Genomic DNA, 18,762 nt, shown 5'->3' with positions numbered 1-18,762 from the left:
GCCTGTTCCAGGCCTGCGGAGACATCCCACCCGCGGAGTTGGAGACCGCCCACTATCGTCACCACGCCGCCCTCGCCGCGGCTGGACACTCAAGTCCTTAGGTCTCCGGACACGCCGGGGCGATTCAATCCGCTGGGTACCGGCCAGCGGCGACCGCCGCCACAGGTCGCCGCCCAGGATGTGCCGTTCCCGCTGACGACATGGGCGCAGCGGGCGAGCACGGCATCATCGACGCTCTCGCACGAGCGGGGGTGCAGGTGGTGGTCGACAGCGCAACCGCAGCGCGGGGCTGGGGTTTGATCTGCCACAGCGACGCCGCCGCGCTGATCCCGACATCGGGCAGCGTCCTCGCCGCCTGCAAGTGCCCGGTTGGGCGGAGGCTCTGTTCTCACGCCCCGGCGCGGGCTGCTTTGGATCGTCGATCCACGACCGACTGTGCCGTCGTGTGCTCGGCGAGCATGACGGCCGTAGGGGACTGCCGGGCGCGCTGGTGGCAGGGTGTGGCTGTGTCCGAGAATCCGCGTGCCGCCCGGCCGGGGGTGGGCGCCCTGTTGCGGGATCTGGATCGGTCGCACCCCTCGGAGTTGGTCGATGTCTGCTCGCGGTGGCTGCGCCGGCGGGTCGGCGCCCGGGCCTGTGTCCTGTTGCTGGCCGACTACGCCGAGGCGAGCCTGGAACCGGTCGCCGCCGGTCCGCCCACCGGGCAGCTCCACCCGCAGGACCTGGTCGACAGCGCGGCCGGGGAGGCTTACCGCGAGCAGCGCAACGTCACCGTCACGCTGGAGCAGGCCGAGGAGGCCGCCGCGGCCGGGGCCGCCGCCGGCGGGCTGGGCGAATCGGCGTTGGTGGTCTACCTGCCGGTGTCGGTGCGCGCTGAGCGGCTCGGGGTGCTGGCCGTCACCATGCCCGACCAGGGGCCGAGCCGCGACGTGCTGGAGGTGCTCGACGACGTCGCCCGGATGCTGGGGCACGTGCTGACCGGCGCGCGCCGCTACACCGATCGGTTCGAGATCCTGCGTCGGCGCCGTGAGCTCGGGCTGGCCGCGGAGATCCAGTGGGAGCTGTTGCCCAGCCTGGCCTTCGCGCTCCCCGGGTTCTCCATCGCCGGCACCGTGGAGCCGGCCTACGACATCGGTGGGGACAACTTCGACTACGCGATCAGCGCACACCGGCTGACCGTGTCGGTCAGTGACGCGGTCGGTCACGGGCTTCGCGCGGCGCTGCTGGCCAGCCTCGCGTGCACGGCGATGCGCAACTCCCGGCGTGCGGGCTGCACGATCGTGGAGCAGACCGATGCGGCGAACCGGCACCTGGTGGAGCAGTTCCCGGGCGCGGACTTCGTCACCGGACTCGTCCTCGAACTCGACGTCGGCAGCGGCGTCGCGACGATCCTCAACGCAGGCCACCCGCCGCCGCTGCTGGTGCGCGATGGAGCGGTCAGCGAACTGCTCATCCCGCCCGCGCTGCCACTGGGGCTGATGGCGTCCACGTGCTACCCGCTGCACTCGTTCCAGCTCCAGCCCGGTGACCGGCTGGTGCTGCTGACCGACGGGATCACCGAGGCCCACCGGCGCGGTGAGCGGGAGTTCGGCTACCGCCGGCTCGCCGCACTGCTCGCCGAACACCGCGACCTCGAGCCCCCGGAACTCGTCCGGCACATCACGCGCACGGTCAGTGAGTCATGTGCCGGCGTGCTCAACGACGACGCCACGGTGGTGTGTCTGGACTGGCACCCGGCACCACCTCACCGACCAACCGGTTGAGCCGATCCTGCACCCTCGTCGATCTTTCGCAGGGTTACCGGTTCGAGTCCAGTCGGAGGAGCTTTCTTCCCAAGTCAGAGCGTTCCGGCCCGGCGTTCACCCGGGGGGAACGCTTGGACCACCCTCCTTCCTACCGGCTTGGTGGGCGGCGATCGAGGGCGTCGGCGGCGTCCCGCCCGACGGCGCGCCGCCCCCGATGGCGATCCTGGGTCAGTCCCGGCGCGCCAAGGCGTACACGCAGGTGGCCCGCCACCTGGTCGCCAGACGGTCCCGGCCCCCGCACGGCCCGGAGGAACAGCGGCTCGCCCGCTTGGTCGCGAGGGAGATCGCGCTGGTGGGTCCGGGGCCGGCGATGCGGAGTCCAGCTTCCGGGTCCTGCGGATCGCCGCCCACGATGACACCGTGCGTCCGCGGCCCGCCTGGAGTCCGGCTGGATGTCCTTCGACAGGCCCTTCGACGACGACCTCGACGACGGGGTGTCGCCTCGGATGGCGCGGTAGCTCGCTCAGCCGGAGCGGACCCGGACCACCACAGGGGTCAGCTCGGGTACATGGTCACCGGCAGCGTGCGCAGCTGCGGCCACGCCTGCGACCAGGTCCGGCCGGTCACCCGGCCGAGGTGGACCGGGACCTCGGCCGTCCCGCCGACGCGGCGCATCCCGGTCGTCATGGCGGCGAGCTCGGCCGGCAGATCGCCGACGTAGAGCACCGTGGTCCGGTCGTCGGCGGGTGGGTCCAGGTAGCCGTAGCTGCGGTTGCCGCTGTACGCCCGCGGCAGGCCGAGTTCCGGATCGGCGGTGTCGATGTAGGCGGCCCAGATGTAGGACGAGGTGACCACGGCGGTCCGCTCCTGCTCCTGGGCCGGTAACGCGGACCAGACCCGTCCCACCTCAGCGATGAGGTTCGCACGCACGGGGACGTTGGCCATGTTCACGCTGTAGGCCAGCATGCCCAGCGCGGCTGCGATGGACAGCACCGCGCCCGAGCGCTCGGTCCGCGACAGCCGGCGGGCCCCGGCATCACGGCGGTGCTGGAGGGCGAGGGCACCGAGAGCGGCGAGCGGCGCGTGCAGGCCGTCGAGGTAGTAGTGCCGCCCCGCCGTCACGACGAACACGACGTACAACACGGCGTAGGTAATCGCCAGGAAGCGGTAGGGACGCAACCCCGGCTCGGTCCACACCGCCACCAGGGAGATCAGCAGCAGGACCGTTCCGAGGACGCCGGCCATGGCCACCAGTCCGACGACGGTGAGGAGGCGCCCGCCGTAGAGATCAGTTTCTTGCGCAACGGCCTGGGACATCGCCAGCTGGGGCCACCGGTGCGCTGCCTGCCACACCAACGTGGGCATGGCTGTCAGTGCGCCGACCAGCACCGCCACCCAGAGCACCGGGCGGCGCAGCAGATCCCGCGGTCCCACCGCGAGCAGGGCGACCACGAGGGCCGCACCGAACGCGATGACCTGGAACCTCGTCACGGCGGCGATTCCCAGCACGGGACCCAGCACCAGCAGGAGCCGGTCGTCACGGACCCGGATCCACCGCACCAACAGCCAGACGATGATCAACCACTGCAGGGGCTCGAAGGTGTAGGGGGTGATCCAGTGCCCGACGAACGTCGTGTAGAGGCCCGTGGCCTGGACGAGGGCGGTGAGCGTCTGCGTTCGACCGTCCCCGCCGAGCTCGCGGGCGACCAGCGCCGCGACGACGACAGCCGCCGCGGTGGCGAGTGCCGGAACGATCCGTAGGACCGGGAGCGAGCCGGGGGCGACGAGGTCAGCGAGCCAGGCCAGAGCGGGGGCCAGCGGCGGCTGGTCGGCCGAGCCCCAGTCGAGGTGGTGCCGACCGAGGACAACCGTCATCGCCTCGTCCAGGAAGTACCCGGAGCCCACGAAGGCGGTGGCCAGATGCGCGAATGCGACCGCCGCCGTGATCAGGGCGACCGGTCCGCGGGCGAGTCGGTGCACCGCGGGGACCGGTGTCCGTGGGAGCTCGGTGGCTGTCGTTCCTGCCATGGTCCGGTACGTCCGTTCTCCAGCCCTCGGCTGACTCGTGAGTCTCACGCGGCGCTTTGCTCGGGGGCCGGCGGGAGCGGGAGGGTGCGGTGGCCGGCCATGGACTTGGTCTGGCGGACGCGGAGTAAGCCCTCCCCCTTGACGCGCATGATCTTGTGATCGGTCTCGACGAACCTGTGATCGAGGTCGATGTCGTCCCAGCTACGGCGGCGACCAGACGGTCATCGCCGCGGCAGGGAGATCGTCCACACCGTCGCCGCCGCGATCCTCACCGATCTCGGCGTCGTGCTGGTCTGCGGCTCGTACCCCGGCCGGCATTCAGCCGGCCTGCCGTAGCCGTACGAGAGGCAGGAAGAGATCATCGACGATCGACCGGATTCGTTCGGGTTTCAGTGGCTCGAGGTCCATGAGCATGTCGTGGCGCACCAAGTCGAACGGCATGGCCAGCACGGTTGCCGGAACGCGGTCGAGATCGATCTCGCCCCGGGCGTGTGCGCGCTGGTAGATGGGGCGTGGGTGCAGTTGGTCGCCCATGACCTGCTCACGGATCTGCGCAGGAGACATCCCGGTGTCGGCCAGCAGCCCGGAGAACGCGGCACTCGCGGTGATGGCGAAGAAGCCGGCGAGGGCTTCGCTCACGGCCGTCAGTTGTGCGAGCAGGTCGCTGCGGAGGGCGCCGGTGTCGGGCACGGCGACCGGGTGAGCGTCCCGATAGTGATCGAGTGCAGCGAGCACGAGCTGGTTCTTGTTCGCCCAACGGCGGTACAGCACAGGCTCGCTCGTGCGGGCACGAGCGGCGACGGACCCCATCGTCAGACGGGCGTACCCGACCTCGACCAGCTCGTCCCATCCGGCAGCGAGGATCGCGGCCTCCAGTTGCTCGCCGTGCCGGCGGCGGCGCGCGGGCTCGGGCACCTCGGTGATCACTGCCCCACGATAGAAAGACTTGCCTATCTTCGCAACCTGTGTACTGTCTGGAGATAGTGATTCCTTTCTTCCAGCAGAGAGTGGGGTGCCCGAGATGGCGACGACAAGACCGAAGTCGCAGGAGGGTCCGTCCGTCCTGATCGTCGGCGCCGGCCCGACCGGCCTGACGCTGGCCTGCGAGCTCGCCCGTCGAGGCGTCTCGTTCCGGCTCATCGAGGCGGCTGCCGGCCCGCAGCGGGGCTCGCGTGGCAAGGGTGTCCAGCCACGCTCCCTCGAAGTGTTCGACGATCTCGGGGTCGTCGACCACGTGCTCGCCAACGGCTGGTTGGCGATGCCCATGCTCTCCACCGCGCCCGACGGTCGGGTGACGCGTGGCGGTGCCGTGCCCGAGTCCTTGACGAACCGTCCCGACATCCCATGGCCCGCGAGCCTGATCACGCCCGAATGGCGGGTCGAGGAGGCGCTTCGGTTGCGGCTGTCGGAGTTCGGCGGTGCGGTCGAGTTCGGCACGGCGCTGGTCGAGTTCGAACAGTCCGATGATGCCGTGATCGCGGAGGTCGTCGCAGACGGTGTGGCCGAGACGGTCGAGGCACGGTGGCTGGTCGGCTGCGACGGTGGCCACAGCATTGTCCGCAAGCAGGCCTGCATACCGTTCGTCGGCGAGACACGCGACGAGGTGCGCATGATCATCGCCGATCTCGCCGTCGACGGTCTCGATCGCGACGCCTGGCGCACATGGCAGCATCCGGATGGCGTCCTCAGCCTCTGCCCGCTGCCCTCGACCGACCTGTTCCAGTACGCCGCAAGCATCGCGCCCGGTGCGGACCCCGGGCTCGGCCTCGCGCGGATGCAGACGATCCTGGAGCGGCGGACCGGTCGCACCGATGTCCGCCTCCACGAGCCGGAGTGGTCGTCGCTCTGGCGCGCCAACATCCGCCTCGTCGACCGCTACCGCGACGGGAACGTGTTCCTCGCCGGCGACGCGGCCCACATCCACTCGCCCGCAGGCGGGCAGGGCATGAACACCGGCATCCAGGACGCGCACAACCTCGGCTGGAAGCTCGCCGCGGTCGCGAACAGCGCAGCCTCGCCCGAACTGCTCGACACTTACGAGGCGGAGCGGCGACCGGTCGCCGCCCACGTGATCGCCCTGTCGAATGCGCTCCTCAAGCAGGTGCTCGACGACAACGCCGTCCCCACCCGCCGCGACGCGAGCACGATCCAGCTCGACGTCGGATACCGTGGCTCCGCCCTTGCGCGCGACGACCGCGACGACGAGGCGGCGCTCCGCGCCGGTGACCGCGCCCCGGATGCGACAGGGCTGGTCACGATCGACGGCGAGCGCCGCCTGTTCGACCTGACCCGCGGCGGCCGATTCACGCTGGTGGCCTTCTGCCCCGAGGCTGCGGCCGAGATCCCGCAGGCTGCGCTGCGAACCCTGCACGTCGCCGAACGGTCGACCGGGCCCGGCGACATCATCGACACCGAAGGCCACCTCGCGGCTGCCTACGACGCGTCCGACCGCACCCTCGTGCTGATCCGCCCCGACGGCTACATCGGGCTGATCTCCGACGCAGGCGACGTCCGGGCAGTGACGGACTACCTCGCCGCCATCACCGCCACGCCGGTGCCGGTCAACTGACCCGCCCGGTCGGTCCTGGCCCAGCACGCCGGTGCTCGACGAACGCCTCTGCCCGGGTCGTGGCGACGGCAGTGGGCGACGGCAGGGACGGAGGGCGTCCCCCACCCGGCCCCGCGGTCTGGTCCGGTGTGCCCGGAGGAACGCCCGCACCACCTCGACGATGAGTGGCCGAACACGGGGGTCCGTGGCGGCGTTCGCGGACCCGAGCCTGCGTCGGTGACGCTGCTGAGCGTGCCGTCGAGGGTGCGCCGGATCGTGGCGAGCAGGTACTGGTCCGCGGCGTCGACGGCCGCTCGCAGCAGGGTCTGCCTGTCGCCGAAGTAGGCGTGGACCGTTCGCTCGGGCACCCCGGCGCCGGCGGCGACGGGACAGCGGTCAGCGATCGCTCCGGGCGCCACGAGAGCGCGCACCCCTCGAATGAGATCCGCACTCCATTCACGACCAACGACGACAAGGATTCTCATGTCCGAATCTCTGATGGCCCCGGTCCGTATCGGGAGGCAGGCGATCGGCGCCCTCGGGGTCCTGGCACTCGCCCTCGGCACCCTGCAATCGGTGGTGGAGCCTTCGCTCCCGATGTTGCAGCGCGAGTTGGGGATCGGCCCCTCCGAAGGTGCACTCATCTCCATCACCTTGCTCATCACCGGTGCGGTCGTCGTGCCCATCGCGGGCACACTCGGCGACCGCTATGGCGGAAAGCGAGTTCTGGTCTGGCTGATGGCAGTGGTCTCGGCCGGTGGCCTGTTGTCCAGCCTGGCGCCGAACCTGCCGGTCCTGTTGATCGGTCAGTTGCTGCAGGGCGCGATGGTGGGGGCGCTGCCCCTCTCCTTCATCCTGGTGCGCAGAAACCTTCCGCCAGGGCAGACGCAGGTGGCCATCGGAATCGTCATGGGATTGTTCACGGGCGGGGGCCTGCTCGGAACGCTGATCGCCGGGCCGGTGGCGGAAGGACTGTCCCGACATTGGATGTTCGGGCTGCCGACGATCGCGGTCGTCGCGACCACGCTGATCGTGTCCCGGATGATGCCGCACGATCCGCCGGTCCGGTCCGACGCCAGGATCGACTGGCTCGGCGCGGTGCTGCTGAGCTGCACGTTGATCGCGCTCATGCTCGGGATCATGACGATGGCCGCAGGCCTGCCGCCGCTCGGGGTCGCAGCCATCGCAGTGGGCGTGGTCGCCCTCGCAACGGGATGGGTCACCGTCGAGCGCAGGGTGGCCTCGCCCATGGTCGATCTGCGCATGCTGGCCATGCCTGCCACGTGGAGCTCGTGCCTGATCACCCTGCTGATGGCCACCAGCGCCGGGATGGCGATCTTTCTCGTCCCGCAGCTCCTCGCGGTGTCCGGCGACGGGTACGGCTTCGGCGCCAGCACGACCGAGATCGGATTGCTCCTGATGCCCGCGGCCGTCGTCGGGGTGGCGAGCGGGATGGCCGGCGGGTTCGCGGCTCAGCGTTTCGGTCCGCGTGCCGTGGTCACCGTGAGCGCCGTCGTCTCGGCGATCGCCCTGATCGCCTTGGCCGTGCTCCACGAAACGACCTGGCAGATCGTCGTCGCGAAGGTGCTGACCGCAATCGTCGCCGGCCTCGGCAGCACGGCGCTGCTCGCCGGCATCGCCACCGCCGTCGACTCCAAGGACACCGGCATCGCCACCAGCCTGATGGTGGTGACCCGCGTGGTCGGCATGGTCATCGGCGCCCAGGTCGCCGGCGCGATCCTCGCTGCCGGAACCGACCCGATGGTCGCTCATCCGGCCGAATCGGCCTTCGTCATCGGTTTGGCCGTCGCCGGTGTCGTCAGCGCATCGTCCCTGCTCGTTATCCGTTTCATGGGAAAGGGGGCCCAGGTATGACAACCGCCGGCCGGTCGACGGACCTCGCTACCACGCCGAGGAGAACGGTTCTGACCCGGATCCACGAGTAGGCAACGGATGCCACGCTCTGCGCCATTCCTGCGCCGGCATCCTCCTGCACGGCGGCGAGTCGATCAAGATTGGCCGCTACGCGAGCACGGCCGGTTCGGTGGGGGCCGGGAACGGCTGGCGGAAGGTGAACGCCCGTGGGGTCGGTCCCGCCGAGCCGAGCAGGTCGAGCCGCTCCAGCGCCTCGTCGACGGTCGGGGTGCGCCCGACCGGGACCCACCACAGCACCAGCGCGGCGGGCAGTCCGTGCGGGACGAACCACTCGCGGCGCCGACGCAGGTAGTCGAGGTGCTCGCTGTGGTAGGCGTAGGCGCGCAGCGCCTCGAGCGACTCCCACACCGACAGCGTGATGATCACGTCCGGGTCGAGGGGTCGGATGCCGGTTGCGTCGTCGCTACCGTCCTCGGTGAGCCGCCAGACGAAGCCGGGCGATCGGTCGGCGAGGTCGTTCATCGGGTCCATCCCCGCCATGAACCCGGCCGACGCAGGGTGGTCCAGGGGCTCACGCAGCCGCGCGACGTTGAACTGGGCGAGGTGGGAGGCCGTCATGCAGCCACCCCACCAGAGCGCCATGTCTATTGTCAATCAGTCTTGTTTTTAGTTCGCTGCACGGTGACGCAGCAGCGGCCCGGCCCCGCGTCCATGCGGGCGGTCCAGGCGTCCATCCCGGCGCCGGCCAGCAGCCCCTCGACCAGTGCCAGGTTCATCCCGCAGACGACCGGCGGGAACTCCGCGGCCAGCCGGTGGAACGGGCAGTTGCGCAGCTCGATCCGGTCGTCGGAGGCGACCGGGTGGTAGCCGTGCGCGGCCAGCAGTTCGTCGGGGTCGCCGGTCCCGGGCCCGCCGGTCCCGGCTCGCTGACCGTGCTCGTAGGAGACCTCGTGCAGGACCGCCTCCGCCCCGCTGCGCTCCACGGCCTCGGCCAGCAGTGCCGCCGCGGAGCGGTAGGCACGCGGTGGGACGCTCACCGCGCGTTCCTGCGTGGCGGTGCGGTAGAGCTTGGCGGGGCGCCCGGCGCCCGGTCCGGTCCGGCCCGAGCGGCGGGCGTAGGACGCTTCGAGTAGTCCCGCGTCGACCAGTTTGTCGAGGTGGAACGCGGCGAGCGTGCGCCCGACGCCGAGCGCGGCGGCGACCTCGTCCCGGCCCACCGGGTCGGAGCCCGCGGACGCCACCGCGTGGTAGGCCGCGCGGCGCACGTCGTCGGTCAGTGCCGCGACGGCGCGGAGGTCGCCGAGGTCATCGGGGATGGACACGGGTCGATCGTATTGCCAACGGGTCTTGGTGCTAGAAGTTGCCCGGCCTTCGTGCTTGTCGGAGAAGATCCACGCTCGGACCGTGGTCCGGTGGCCCGCGAACCTGCCGCTCGTTCGGCGCCCATGACGTCAACTGGGTGCACCACGCCCACACTGCCGTCACGCGAGGGCCGTCACGGCGAGCACCTCGCTGACGACGAGGTCCCACAGCGGCGGCGGTGGGATCTCATGCCCCACACCCGGCAGGGTCACCAGGCGCGCACCGGGGATCTCCCGGGCCAGTGCCCGCCCGTGTGGAAGGGGGAGCAACGGGTCGGCGGTGCCGTGCAGCACCAAAGCTGGCGCGGAGATGCCGCTGAGGTGGCGGCGGCCGGACCAGCCGCCCTCGAGCACGAAGTGGTTGGTCAGGCTCGCTGCCATGTCTGTTGTGCGGTCGACCTCGAGCGTCGACAGGCGACGGACTCGCTGCTCATCGAAGCCGAGAGTGCCGACGTAGGGCCGCTCCACCGCGATGCGGTACGCGATGACCGCCTCGCGATCGGTCCAGTCCGGTTCCGGGTCCGGGTCGGCGAACGTGGCCGCGACGGCCGGGCTCATCGGCGGTAGGCCGCTGTCGGCGCCCCCCGGCCCAGCCGGGCTGGACGCTATGAGGACCAGGGACGCCACCCGATCGGCGTGCTCCACTGCGAGGTGCTGGACGATCCCGCCACCGAGCGACATCCCGACCATGTGCGCGCGCTCGACCCCCAGGTGATCGAGTAGCCGCAGCGGATCGGTGGCCAGGTCCGCGAAGGTGTAGGTGGGTCGGCCGGCGGGTGTTGTCGTCGAGCGTCCCGTGTCGCGGTGGTCGTAGCGCACGACATGTCGCCCGCCGGCAGCCAGCCGAGCACAGAACTCCCGGTCCCACCAGACCATCGACTGCCCGCCACCGGCGATCAGCAGGAGGGGCGGGTCGGCGGCGTCGCCGAACTCCTCGATGCACAGGTCCACGCCGTCGACGGCGACCACCGACTCCGTCACTGCGATCCCTCCGAGTCCGGAACTCCAGCTGCGGTTGCTGCCCGGACGGTCGGGGCGTTGCTCTCGACGAACTTGTCGACGTACTCGCCCCGCGGGTCGATCGGCGTGATGACGTCGATGAGGACGCCGTCGGGACCGGTGAGGATGAAATGGCGCTGGCCGAAGTCCTCGGTACGCAGTGGCAGCACCACCTCGACCCCGGCCCGCCTGGTCAGCTTGCGGTGCACCGCGTCGACATCGGTGACCTCGAGGTTGATCAGCACCCCGTGTGCCGGCCTGCCGCGGAACTCGGCAGGGATCGTGGGATGGGTGGGGTCGAGCAGGGCCAACTCGAACCTGCCGTGTCGCAGGCTGACGTACCAGTCCGTGGCGAAGGTGGTTTCGAACCCGAGCACCTCGCGGTAGAAGGCAGCCGCTCCGGTGACGTCGCCGGTCATGAGCACGGGGTACAGACTGGTCAGATTCATCGCGTCACCCGGCGAACGCGAGGAGTTCGGCGTCGATCGTTGACCGCGCGGTGACGTACATGCCGTGCGGGGCGCCCTCGACCAGCCGGAGCCGGCCGTTGCGCAGCAGTTTCGCGGTGGGCCGGCCGGTGAGGTCGATCGGCGCGGAGGCATCGGCGTCGCCGTGGAGCACGAGCACCGGGACGTCGATCGCTTGGAGATCCGCGGTGAGGTCGGTGGTCGCGAACGTCCGCAGGCAGGCGATCTGCACCTCCAGCGGGGTGGTGAGGATCGTGCGAATGCCGTCGTCGATCAGCGCCTGCGACACCCATGAGCCGGTGCCGGCGGTGGCGAAGTAGCCCGGCGCGCCCTCCTGGAACCAGCGCGGTCGGTCGGCGACCAACGCGTCGACGATCGCGTCGACGAACGCGGCGCCGACAGCGCCGACGAGGTGAGGGGTCATCGCCCCCAGGAACGCTGCGCGGGCCACGCGGTCAGTGCCCGTGCGGGCGAGCCAGCGGGTGACCTCACAGGTGCCCATGCTGTGCGCGACCGCGGTGACCCCGCGCAGGTCGAGGTGCTCGACGAGCCCGGTGAGGTCGTCGGCGAGGGTGTCGATGTCGTACCCGGCGCCGGGAACGTCGGAGCGGCCGTGGCCGCGGCGGTCCATCGCGACGCAGCGGAAGCCCGCGGTGACGAGTGCGCGCACCTGGTACTCCCACATGGCCGAGCTGAGCGACCAGCCGTGCACGAGGAGCACGGGTGGGCCGTCGCCGACGTCGAGGTGGAACAGCCGGGTGCCGTCGGCCGCGGTGTGGAACGGCATGTGACTCTCCTGTGGTGGGGGTGAGGAACCGGATCAAGCGTCCATTCGGGGCGCCGCGGCCGCGACGGTGGAGCGGCCGACCCGGCTGTCCACCGATCGACGGACAGGTTCCTCACACGAGCGAACCCGCCATCACCCGCGCCGGGTGGTCGGCAGTCCCGGACCTGAAAGAGCCTGCGGCGCGATCGCGATGCTGACCGGGGTGAGCGTCGAGTACTGCGCCAGGCTCGAACGGGCGCCATCGGCGGCGCGCGGCAAGGGCACGAAGCGGTTCCACCACCCGCGGGTTGGCGAGGTGGCCCGTAACGACCGCTGGTACCTGTCCCGTCTCGGGTCCGCGCGGCACCGTCCACAGGAGGTGGGTGCCCGTCAGGCTCGCGGGTCGGGCAGTACGTCGCGCCAGGAGTGCTGTGGCTCGTAGCCGAGCAGCCGGCGGGCCTTGTCGATGCAGTAGAACGTCTCGTTGCGGCCCATCGGACGGCGCACGTCCACCCCGTTGTAGAACCGGTCGATGATCTCGCTGGTGGTGGCGGCGACCGACATGTCGGCGTTGGCGACGTTGAAGACCTCGTAGCCGAGCCCGTTGGTCTCGAGGCAGCGCAGCGTCAGTTGCCCCAGGTCGCGGGTGTCGATGTAGGCGAAGAGGTTGCGTCTGCGCAGCGCTGGGTCCTGGAGGTAGGCGGGGAAGAGTTCGGTGTATTCGTGGGGTTCGATGACGTTGTTGATGCGTAGGCCGTAGATGTCGGCGCCGGTGCGGGCGTGGAAGGACCGTGCGGTCACCTCGCCCGCGACCTTGGACATGGCGTAGCTGTCCTCGGGGACGACGGGGTGTTCCTCGTCGATCGGGACGTAGAGGGGCTTGCGTTCGCCGCGCGCGAAGCAGATGCCGTAGGTGGTCTCGGAGGAGGCGAACACGATCTTGCGGATGCCGAGGGCGGTGGCGGCTTCCAGGACGTTGTAGTGCGCGAGGACGTTGGTGGCGTAGGTGGTCTGGTCGGGGGCGAGCAGTGGGCGGGGGATGGCGGCGAAGTGGACGACCGCGTCGTAGGCCGACCCGCCGTACGGTGCGGTGCGGGGGTCGTCGAAGTCGTCCTGGGTCGGGATGCCGGCCAGCGCTGAGTAGACCTCGCCGGCTTGAGTGAGGTCCACTCGCAGGTCGGTGACGTCGGCGTGGCCGAGTGGGGTGAGGTCGGCGTTGGTGACTTGGTGGCCGTGGGAGGCGAGGTAGGGCGCGACGTGGTGCCCGGCTTTGCCGCTGCCGCCGGTGAAGAAGATCCTCATGAGGCCAAGCCAAGCACCCCGGCGGGCCGGAGCGAACCGTGCCGGCGTGCTTGGACTGCCGACTCGGGTCCTCAGGACCGGTGGGGCTCCGAGCGTCGAGGCTCCAGACACGCCGGGGCGATTCACCGAGTGCCGCCGAGATCTCCAGGACATCAGCGGCGCCGGTCGGTCCGGCGGCCGAAGTAGTTGTGCTGGGTCGTCGACACCTCGGCGTGCCCGAGCTGGTCGGCCGCCTGGCGGGCGGTGAGGCCTGCGGTGTCCATCAACGTGGCGACGGTCTTGAGGTCGACGTGCGAGGTCACCCAGGGGTAGCCGGCGTCGGCGAACACCTGCCGCAGATCGGCCTGGGTGTTCAACGGATCCCGGAGGCCGCCCAGCGGCGCCGGGCAGACGACCGCGTCGCCGCGCCGGGGTCGGGATCGGCCGCCGCGCGAGTGCGCAGCATCGTCACGGCCCAGCTCGGGAGATCGGGGGTGCGGAAGCCGTTCTTGCTCTTGGGTCGCCACTTGATCGACAGGCCGTGCCCCTTGATCCGTACCACCGTCCCGCGCACGTCAACGGTGCCCGCGTCCAGGTCCAGCGCGTCCCGGACAAGTGCTGCGGTCTCGCCGATACCGGTCACCGCCGTCGGCCGTGGGGTGAAGAGATCGCGGGGAGTTGCTCCGTGTTGTCGCGTAGCGTGCGCGGCGTGCGGGAGTTGATCGTGCTCGGCACGGCCAGTCAGGCGCCGACGCGACACCGCAACCACAACGGCTACCTGCTGCGCTGGGACACCGCGGGCCTGCTGTTCGACCCGGGTGAGGGCACGCAGCGGCAGATGCTGCTGGCCGGGGTGGCGGCGAACGCGATCACGCGGATCTGCGTGAGCCACTTCCACGGTGATCACTGCCTGGGTGTGCCCGGGGTGGTGCAGCGGTTGTCGCTGGATCGGGTCGCGCATCCGGTGCACGCGCACTTCCCGGCGTCGGGGGCGGAGTTCTTCGCCCGGTTGCGGCACGCGTCGGCGTTCCACGAGGTCGCCGATCTGCGGGAGGTGCCGGTCGTCGGTGACGGAGTGGTGGCCCGGGATGCGGTCGGTGTGCTGGAGGCGCGGCGGCTGGATCATCCCGTCGAGTCGTTCGGGTACCGGCTGGTGGAGCCCGACGGGCGGCAGATGCGGCCGGATCTGTTGGCGGCGGCCGGGATCGTCGGGCCGGACGTGGGGCGGGTGCAGCGGGAGGGCTCGCTGGTGGTCGGCGGTCGGGTGGTGCGGCTGGAGGAGGTCAGCGAGCCGCGGCGGGGGCAGCGGTTCGCGTTCGTGATGGACACCCGGCTCTGCGACGGCGTGTTCGCGCTCGCGGACGGGGCCGACATGCTGGTGATCGAGTCGACCTTCCTGGCCGCGGATGCCGGCTTGGCGCGGGAGTACGGGCACCTGACGGCGGGGCAGGCGGCGGCGGTGGCTCGTGACTGCGGGGTGCGGACGCTGGTGCTGACGCACTTCTCGCAGCGCTACCAGGATCCGGAGGCGTTCGCCCGGGAGGCCGCGGCGGTGTTCGATGGCGAGGTCGTGGTCGCGGCGGACCTGATGCGTGTCGCGATGCCGCAGCGCCGCCGGAAGCCCTGACCAGGCCGAGCACTGCGATGACGGCGCGGCCGGCGTCAGTGCCGCTGTCGTAGCGCGCGAGCTGATGCAGCGGGGCCGTTGTCAGGGACGCGGTGCAGGCCATCCCCCTCAACTCTCATGATCTTGTGGTCGATTCGGTGCTGGCGGCCCCTCAGCGGGGCAACCCCAGCACCGTGACCTCCGGGTGCCCGGCCCCGCCGAGGGCGTCGGCGAGCGGGCGGTCGAGGAGCACGAGGTCGGACGGGGCGCCCGGGAGGACGCGACGGGGCGGCCCGCCCGGGTCCTCCGGCGGCGCAGTGCAGGCGGCCAGGGCGGCGGCGGGATCGAGGCGCTCGGCGGGCCCGAGTACGGCACCGGTCGGGTCGCGGCGTCCGACGGCGGCCCGGAGCACCGTCCACGGGTCGAGGGGGCCGTGCGGGGCGTCGCTGGACAGGGCGACGGGCACCCCGGCGCGTCGCAGGCTGCCGACCCGGTACAGGTCGGGCAGGTCGGCCGGGGGCACGTCGCGGCGGTAGGCGTCGCCGCGGTCGTCGAGGAACCCCGGCTGGGTGACGACGCGCAGCCCGCGCCGGGCGAGGTCGCCGACCAGTCCGGCGGGCACGAGGGCGCCGTGCTCGATGCGGTCGCCGGGTCGGGTCCCGACCTCGTCGAGGACGGCGAGCAGCAGGACGAGGGCTTCTCGGGTCACGCAGTGCACAGCGACCGGGCGACCGGTGGCGTGTGCGGTGCGGACGCGGTCGGCGAGCTCGCCGAAGGCGGGTAGCCCCGAGTCGGCGAGGACGATCTTGTAGGGGCCGGCGGTGAGCGGGGGCGGGAGCGGCGTGTCGAGGGGAGCGCCGAGCAGGTGCACGCGGGGTGGGAGCGCGCCGCGGTGCACGGCCTCGGCGATGGCGGTGATCGCGGTGGGGTCGAGGTCGGGGGTGGCGTCGGTGACGGCGGTGATGCCGTGCCGGGCGAGTTCGGCGCCGACCGCGGCGAGGTCGGGAGGACGGCTGCGGGGCAGGCGGGCGCGCAGCCAGTCGTCGGCGCGCCACAGCCGTCCGGTCGGCCGGCCGTCGGTGTCGCGCTCGACGCCGGGGTGGTCGGCGGTGTCGAGGTGGAGCAGGGCGGCGGCCCGGGTGTTGAGGATCCACAGTGCGCCGCTGCGGTGCTGGAGGCGGACCGGGCGGCAGGGGTGCAGGCGGTCCAGACCGGCGGCGTCGAGGTCACCGGCGACCGAGGCGTGGTAGCCGACCCCGCGGACCCAGCCGTGCTCGTCGGCCCGGGCCGCGGCCAGGGCGGCGGCGAGCCCGGCGGGGGACCCCACGTCGGGTGGCCCGCAGGAGGCGGAGGTGCGAGCGGCGGCGAGGGCGTGCAGGTGCAGGTGGTGGTCGACCAGACCGGGCAGCAGCGCCCCGCCGCGGGCGTCGACGACATCGGCCCCGCTGCGGTTGAGACCGGCTCCGATCGCGGCCACACGGCCGTCGACGATGTGGACGTCGACGCGGCGGCCCTCGACCTCGGCGTCGCGCACCAGCAGTGGGCGGGTCACGGGACGGGGATGCGCAGCTCGGCGAGCACTGCGGTGGTGTCCGCGCCGGCGGCCGGGGCGCGTCCGGCGACCGGGCGGGCGCGCGGGGCGGCGACCGGGACCGGGCCCTCGGCGGTGTCCACGACCCAGCCTTCACCGCCCCGGCGGGCGGCCGGAGCCGGCCGCGGCCCGCCGGGGGGCAGAGCGGCGGCGACGACATCGGTCATGGCGATGTCCCACAGCACGCCGGACCCGTCGGCGGGGGCGGTCAGGGCGTGTACGGCGGCGGTCAGGCCGGTCAGGGGGTCGGCCAGGGCGTCGCCGCAGAACACCGGGCTCCTGCGGTCGTCGAGGGCGACGAGCCCGGCGGCGGCGGCGATGTCGTCGCCGAACCCGATCCGCTCGCACGCCCGCCCGGCCGCGGTGATCGAGATCCAGGTGGTGCCGCCCGCGACCGCGGCCGCGGCGTCGAGGCCCCAGCGGGCCAGTGCCCGCGGTCGGGAGGCCTCGATCACGACGTCGGCGGCGTCGACCAGTGCGGCGAGCGCGCGGCGGCCGTCGGGCCGGTCGGGGTCGAGCACGACGGACCGGTGCCCGGCGTGCAGCAGGTCGTAGAACCGCGGGTTCCCGCGGCGGGCACCGTCGGGGCGGGCCGGGGTCTCGACCTTGACCACCCGGGCCCCGGCCAGGCCGAGCAGGTGCGCGCACAGCGGGCCGGCCCACAGGGCGCTGAAGTCGACGACGAGCAACCCGGCCACCGATCGCGGCGGGAGCACCGGGAGTGCTGGCGGGGGAGCGGTCGGGGGTCGGACGGGCGCGGCGGCCAGGCCGAGCAGGCCGGCGCGCCCGGCCAGGGCAGCGCCGCTGTGGGCGCGCAGCCACGCGGCCACCCGCGGCCACGGATCGGCCGGCAGTTCCTCGCCGATCAGTGCGCCGAGCAGAGCGGGGTCGTCCGGGCGGGCGCAGGACACCGCCGCCCACCCGTCCGCGGTGGGCAGCAGCCGGCAGCTGCCGCCGACCGACGACGCCCCGGCCCGTGTACGTCCGGTGAGCGCCGCTCGCTCGGCCAGCAACCGGGCGCCGTCCAGACGCACCCGGCCACCGCTGTGCTCGGCGATCCGGGTGGCCAACTCCCGTGCGGCGTCCGCGGCCCGTCCCGGCGGCACCAGAGGTGGCCCGCCGCGGTGCCCGGTCAGCGCCGCGACCCCCGATTCCGCCCAGGCCACCGATGGGTCTCGCGGCAGCGGGGACGGCACCGGCCGACGATACGCTGGCCCGCCGTGAAGGCCGCCGACCCGCAGCCGCCGCGGACGACCCCGACCGAGCTGGCTGCCGCACCCTCCACGGCGGTGCTGGACGCGACCGGCGTGGTGCGCCGGCCGGTGGTGCTGGTCGACCTCGACCGCCCCGCACCCGGCGACGTCGTCGCGGCCGCGGCCGACGCCGCCGCCGCCGGAGACCGCGTCCTCGTCGGCGTCGCCACCGCCGCCCCGGACCCGGCCCTCGCTGCCCTGGTCGCCGCGCTCGACGTCAGCGTCGTGGCGTCCGGGTCGCCCGACGACCGCGCCACCGTCCCGGTCGCCGACCCCGCCGCCGAGGCCGCCGCGCTCGCCGCCGCGGTCACCGCCAACCCGGGGGCCGCGCTCGTGCTGGCCGGGCTGCTGCGCACGACCGGTGCCCTGCCCGTCCCCGCCGCGCTCGACGCCGAATCGCTGGCCTACTCCACCTTGCTCGGCGGCCCCGAGTTCCGCCGCTGGCTCACCCGTCGTGGCCCCCGCCCGCTGCCCCCGCCCGCGTCGACGGAGCCGGTGCTGCTCGACCGCCACGACGACGTCCTGCGCCTGACCCTGAACCGACCCGGGCGGCGCAACGCCTACGGCCGCGAGGTCCGCGACGCCCTCGTCGCCGCCCTGCAGCTCGCCGACCTCGACGACACCGTCGCGCGTGTGATCCTCACCGGCGCCGGGCCCGCGTTCTGCGCGGGCGGTGACCTCGACGAGTTCGGCACCGCACCCGACCCCGTCACCGCGCACTTCGTCCGCACGCGCGCGGGAGCCGCTCGCCTCCTGCACCGCCTGCGCGACCGCGTCGAGGTCCGGGTGCACGGCGCGTGCGTCGGGGCCGGCATCGAGCTGCCCGCGTTCGCCGGCCGGATCGTCGCCGCCCCCGATGCCACCTTCCGCCTGCCGGAGATCGCCATGGGCCTCATCCCCGGTGCGGGCGGCACCGTCAGCATCCCCCGCCGCATCGGCCGCTGGCGCACCCTGCACCTCGCCCTCAGCGGCCGCGCCCTGCCCGCTGCCACGGCCCGCGCGTGGGGGCTGGTCGACTGGACCGATCGGGCGCGCGCCGCACAGTCGTAGGCCTTCCGCTCGTCGCTCGTGGTCCGGCCGCCGCTCGGCGGTGGCCGGCCGGCGCCGTGGGGCTGGCTCGCACCCACCCCGGCCCGCCGGCGCGACTGGTCCGCAGACCGTCGGAGGAGGTATCAGTAGTTTTTTTCTCCGAGGCGCTGGGTCGAGCACCCCGCGGCGGTTCGCCCGCCGGGACTAGAGCAG

17 protein-coding genes are annotated in these 18,762 nt (G+C 72.6%); 5 read left to right on the top strand and 12 right to left on the bottom strand.

Annotated features, from left to right (window positions below; translation table 11 throughout):
• Positions 1-200 precede the first annotated feature (200 nt).
• Positions 201-1,763 carry a PP2C family protein-serine/threonine phosphatase gene (locus KIK08_RS07385; protein WP_214402250.1) on the top strand — a complete coding sequence of 521 codons (1,563 nt, stop codon included), beginning with the start codon at positions 201-203 and terminating at the stop codon, positions 1,761-1,763.
• A 537-nt stretch (positions 1,764-2,300) separates the two neighbouring features.
• On the opposite strand, the gene KIK08_RS07380 is transcribed toward KIK08_RS07385, so the two are convergent.
• Both KIK08_RS07380 and KIK08_RS07375 read right to left on the bottom strand, forming a co-directional pair.
• On the bottom strand, positions 2,301-3,773 hold the full coding sequence (locus KIK08_RS07380) for a glycosyltransferase family 39 protein (RefSeq protein ID WP_214402249.1): 1,473 nt from the start codon (positions 3,771-3,773) through the stop codon (positions 2,301-2,303).
• 318 nt (positions 3,774-4,091) lie between these two features.
• Complete coding sequence (locus KIK08_RS07375) at positions 4,092-4,700, bottom strand: TetR/AcrR family transcriptional regulator (protein WP_308257472.1); 609 nt, start codon at positions 4,698-4,700, stop codon at positions 4,092-4,094.
• 94 nt (positions 4,701-4,794) lie between these two features.
• Here KIK08_RS07375 and KIK08_RS07370 point away from each other — a divergent pair, with 94 nt between their 5' ends.
• Positions 4,795-6,342 carry an FAD-dependent oxidoreductase gene (locus tag KIK08_RS07370; RefSeq protein WP_214402258.1) on the top strand — a complete coding sequence of 516 codons (1,548 nt, stop codon included), beginning with the start codon at positions 4,795-4,797 and terminating at the stop codon, positions 6,340-6,342.
• Positions 6,343-6,804: 462 nt separating this feature from the next.
• Positions 6,805-8,196, top strand: coding sequence for an MFS transporter (locus KIK08_RS07365; protein ID WP_250556492.1), 1,392 nt, complete (start codon positions 6,805-6,807; stop codon positions 8,194-8,196).
• 147 nt (positions 8,197-8,343) lie between these two features.
• Here the strand turns inward: KIK08_RS07365 and KIK08_RS07360 are convergent, their stop codons facing one another.
• From KIK08_RS07360 to KIK08_RS07325, 8 genes are all read right to left on the bottom strand, one after another.
• Positions 8,344-8,814, bottom strand: coding sequence for a DUF3291 domain-containing protein (locus tag KIK08_RS07360; RefSeq protein ID WP_214402248.1), 471 nt, complete (start codon positions 8,812-8,814; stop codon positions 8,344-8,346).
• A 32-nt stretch (positions 8,815-8,846) separates the two neighbouring features.
• Positions 8,847-9,518 carry a helix-turn-helix transcriptional regulator gene (locus tag KIK08_RS07355; RefSeq protein ID WP_308257471.1) on the bottom strand — a complete coding sequence of 224 codons (672 nt, stop codon included), beginning with the start codon at positions 9,516-9,518 and terminating at the stop codon, positions 8,847-8,849.
• 159 nt (positions 9,519-9,677) lie between these two features.
• Positions 9,678-10,538 (bottom strand): alpha/beta fold hydrolase, encoded by an 861-nt coding sequence (locus KIK08_RS07350; RefSeq protein WP_214402247.1) that lies wholly within the window; start codon positions 10,536-10,538, stop codon positions 9,678-9,680.
• Positions 10,535-10,975 carry a VOC family protein gene (locus KIK08_RS07345; RefSeq protein WP_250556491.1) on the bottom strand — a complete coding sequence of 147 codons (441 nt, stop codon included), beginning with the start codon at positions 10,973-10,975 and terminating at the stop codon, positions 10,535-10,537. Before KIK08_RS07345 ends, KIK08_RS07350 begins: the two co-directional genes overlap by 4 nt.
• A gap of 34 nt (positions 10,976-11,009) precedes the next feature.
• Positions 11,010-11,810 carry an alpha/beta fold hydrolase gene (locus KIK08_RS07340; protein WP_214402245.1) on the bottom strand — a complete coding sequence of 267 codons (801 nt, stop codon included), beginning with the start codon at positions 11,808-11,810 and terminating at the stop codon, positions 11,010-11,012.
• Between the two features lie 369 nt (positions 11,811-12,179).
• The gene (locus KIK08_RS07335; RefSeq protein WP_214402244.1) at positions 12,180-13,091 is read right to left on the bottom strand and encodes an NAD-dependent epimerase/dehydratase family protein; all 912 of its coding nucleotides are present in this window, start codon (positions 13,089-13,091) and stop codon (positions 12,180-12,182) included.
• A 152-nt stretch (positions 13,092-13,243) separates the two neighbouring features.
• Entirely contained in the window at positions 13,244-13,447 is a 204-nt protein-coding gene (locus tag KIK08_RS07330) for a hypothetical protein (protein ID WP_214402243.1), read from the bottom strand.
• The gene (locus KIK08_RS07325) at positions 13,444-13,713 is read right to left on the bottom strand and encodes a hypothetical protein (protein WP_214402242.1); all 270 of its coding nucleotides are present in this window, start codon (positions 13,711-13,713) and stop codon (positions 13,444-13,446) included. Before KIK08_RS07325 ends, KIK08_RS07330 begins: the two co-directional genes overlap by 4 nt.
• A 66-nt stretch (positions 13,714-13,779) precedes the next feature.
• Here KIK08_RS07325 and KIK08_RS07320 point away from each other — a divergent pair, with 66 nt between their 5' ends.
• Positions 13,780-14,697: a ribonuclease Z gene (locus tag KIK08_RS07320; protein WP_214402241.1), complete on the top strand. Its 918-nt coding sequence runs from the start codon at positions 13,780-13,782 to the stop codon at positions 14,695-14,697.
• Positions 14,698-14,848: 151 nt separating this feature from the next.
• On the opposite strand, the gene KIK08_RS07315 is transcribed toward KIK08_RS07320, so the two are convergent.
• Positions 14,849-16,228, bottom strand: coding sequence for an amidohydrolase family protein (locus KIK08_RS07315; protein WP_308257469.1), 1,380 nt, complete (start codon positions 16,226-16,228; stop codon positions 14,849-14,851).
• Positions 16,225-17,463 (bottom strand): CoA transferase, encoded by a 1,239-nt coding sequence (locus tag KIK08_RS07310; RefSeq protein WP_308257468.1) that lies wholly within the window; start codon positions 17,461-17,463, stop codon positions 16,225-16,227. Before KIK08_RS07310 ends, KIK08_RS07315 begins: the two co-directional genes overlap by 4 nt.
• 24 nt (positions 17,464-17,487) lie before the next feature.
• Between KIK08_RS07310 and KIK08_RS07305 the strand changes: the two genes are divergently transcribed.
• On the top strand, positions 17,488-18,570 hold the full coding sequence (locus KIK08_RS07305; RefSeq protein ID WP_308257466.1) for an enoyl-CoA hydratase/isomerase family protein: 1,083 nt from the start codon (positions 17,488-17,490) through the stop codon (positions 18,568-18,570).
• The last annotated feature ends 192 nt before the right edge of the window (positions 18,571-18,762 follow it).

This window comes from Pseudonocardia lacus (assembly GCF_018531445.1).
Taxonomy (GTDB): domain Bacteria; phylum Actinomycetota; class Actinomycetes; order Mycobacteriales; family Pseudonocardiaceae; genus Pseudonocardia; species Pseudonocardia lacus.
This window is presented reverse-complemented; position numbering and strand designations above follow the sequence as displayed.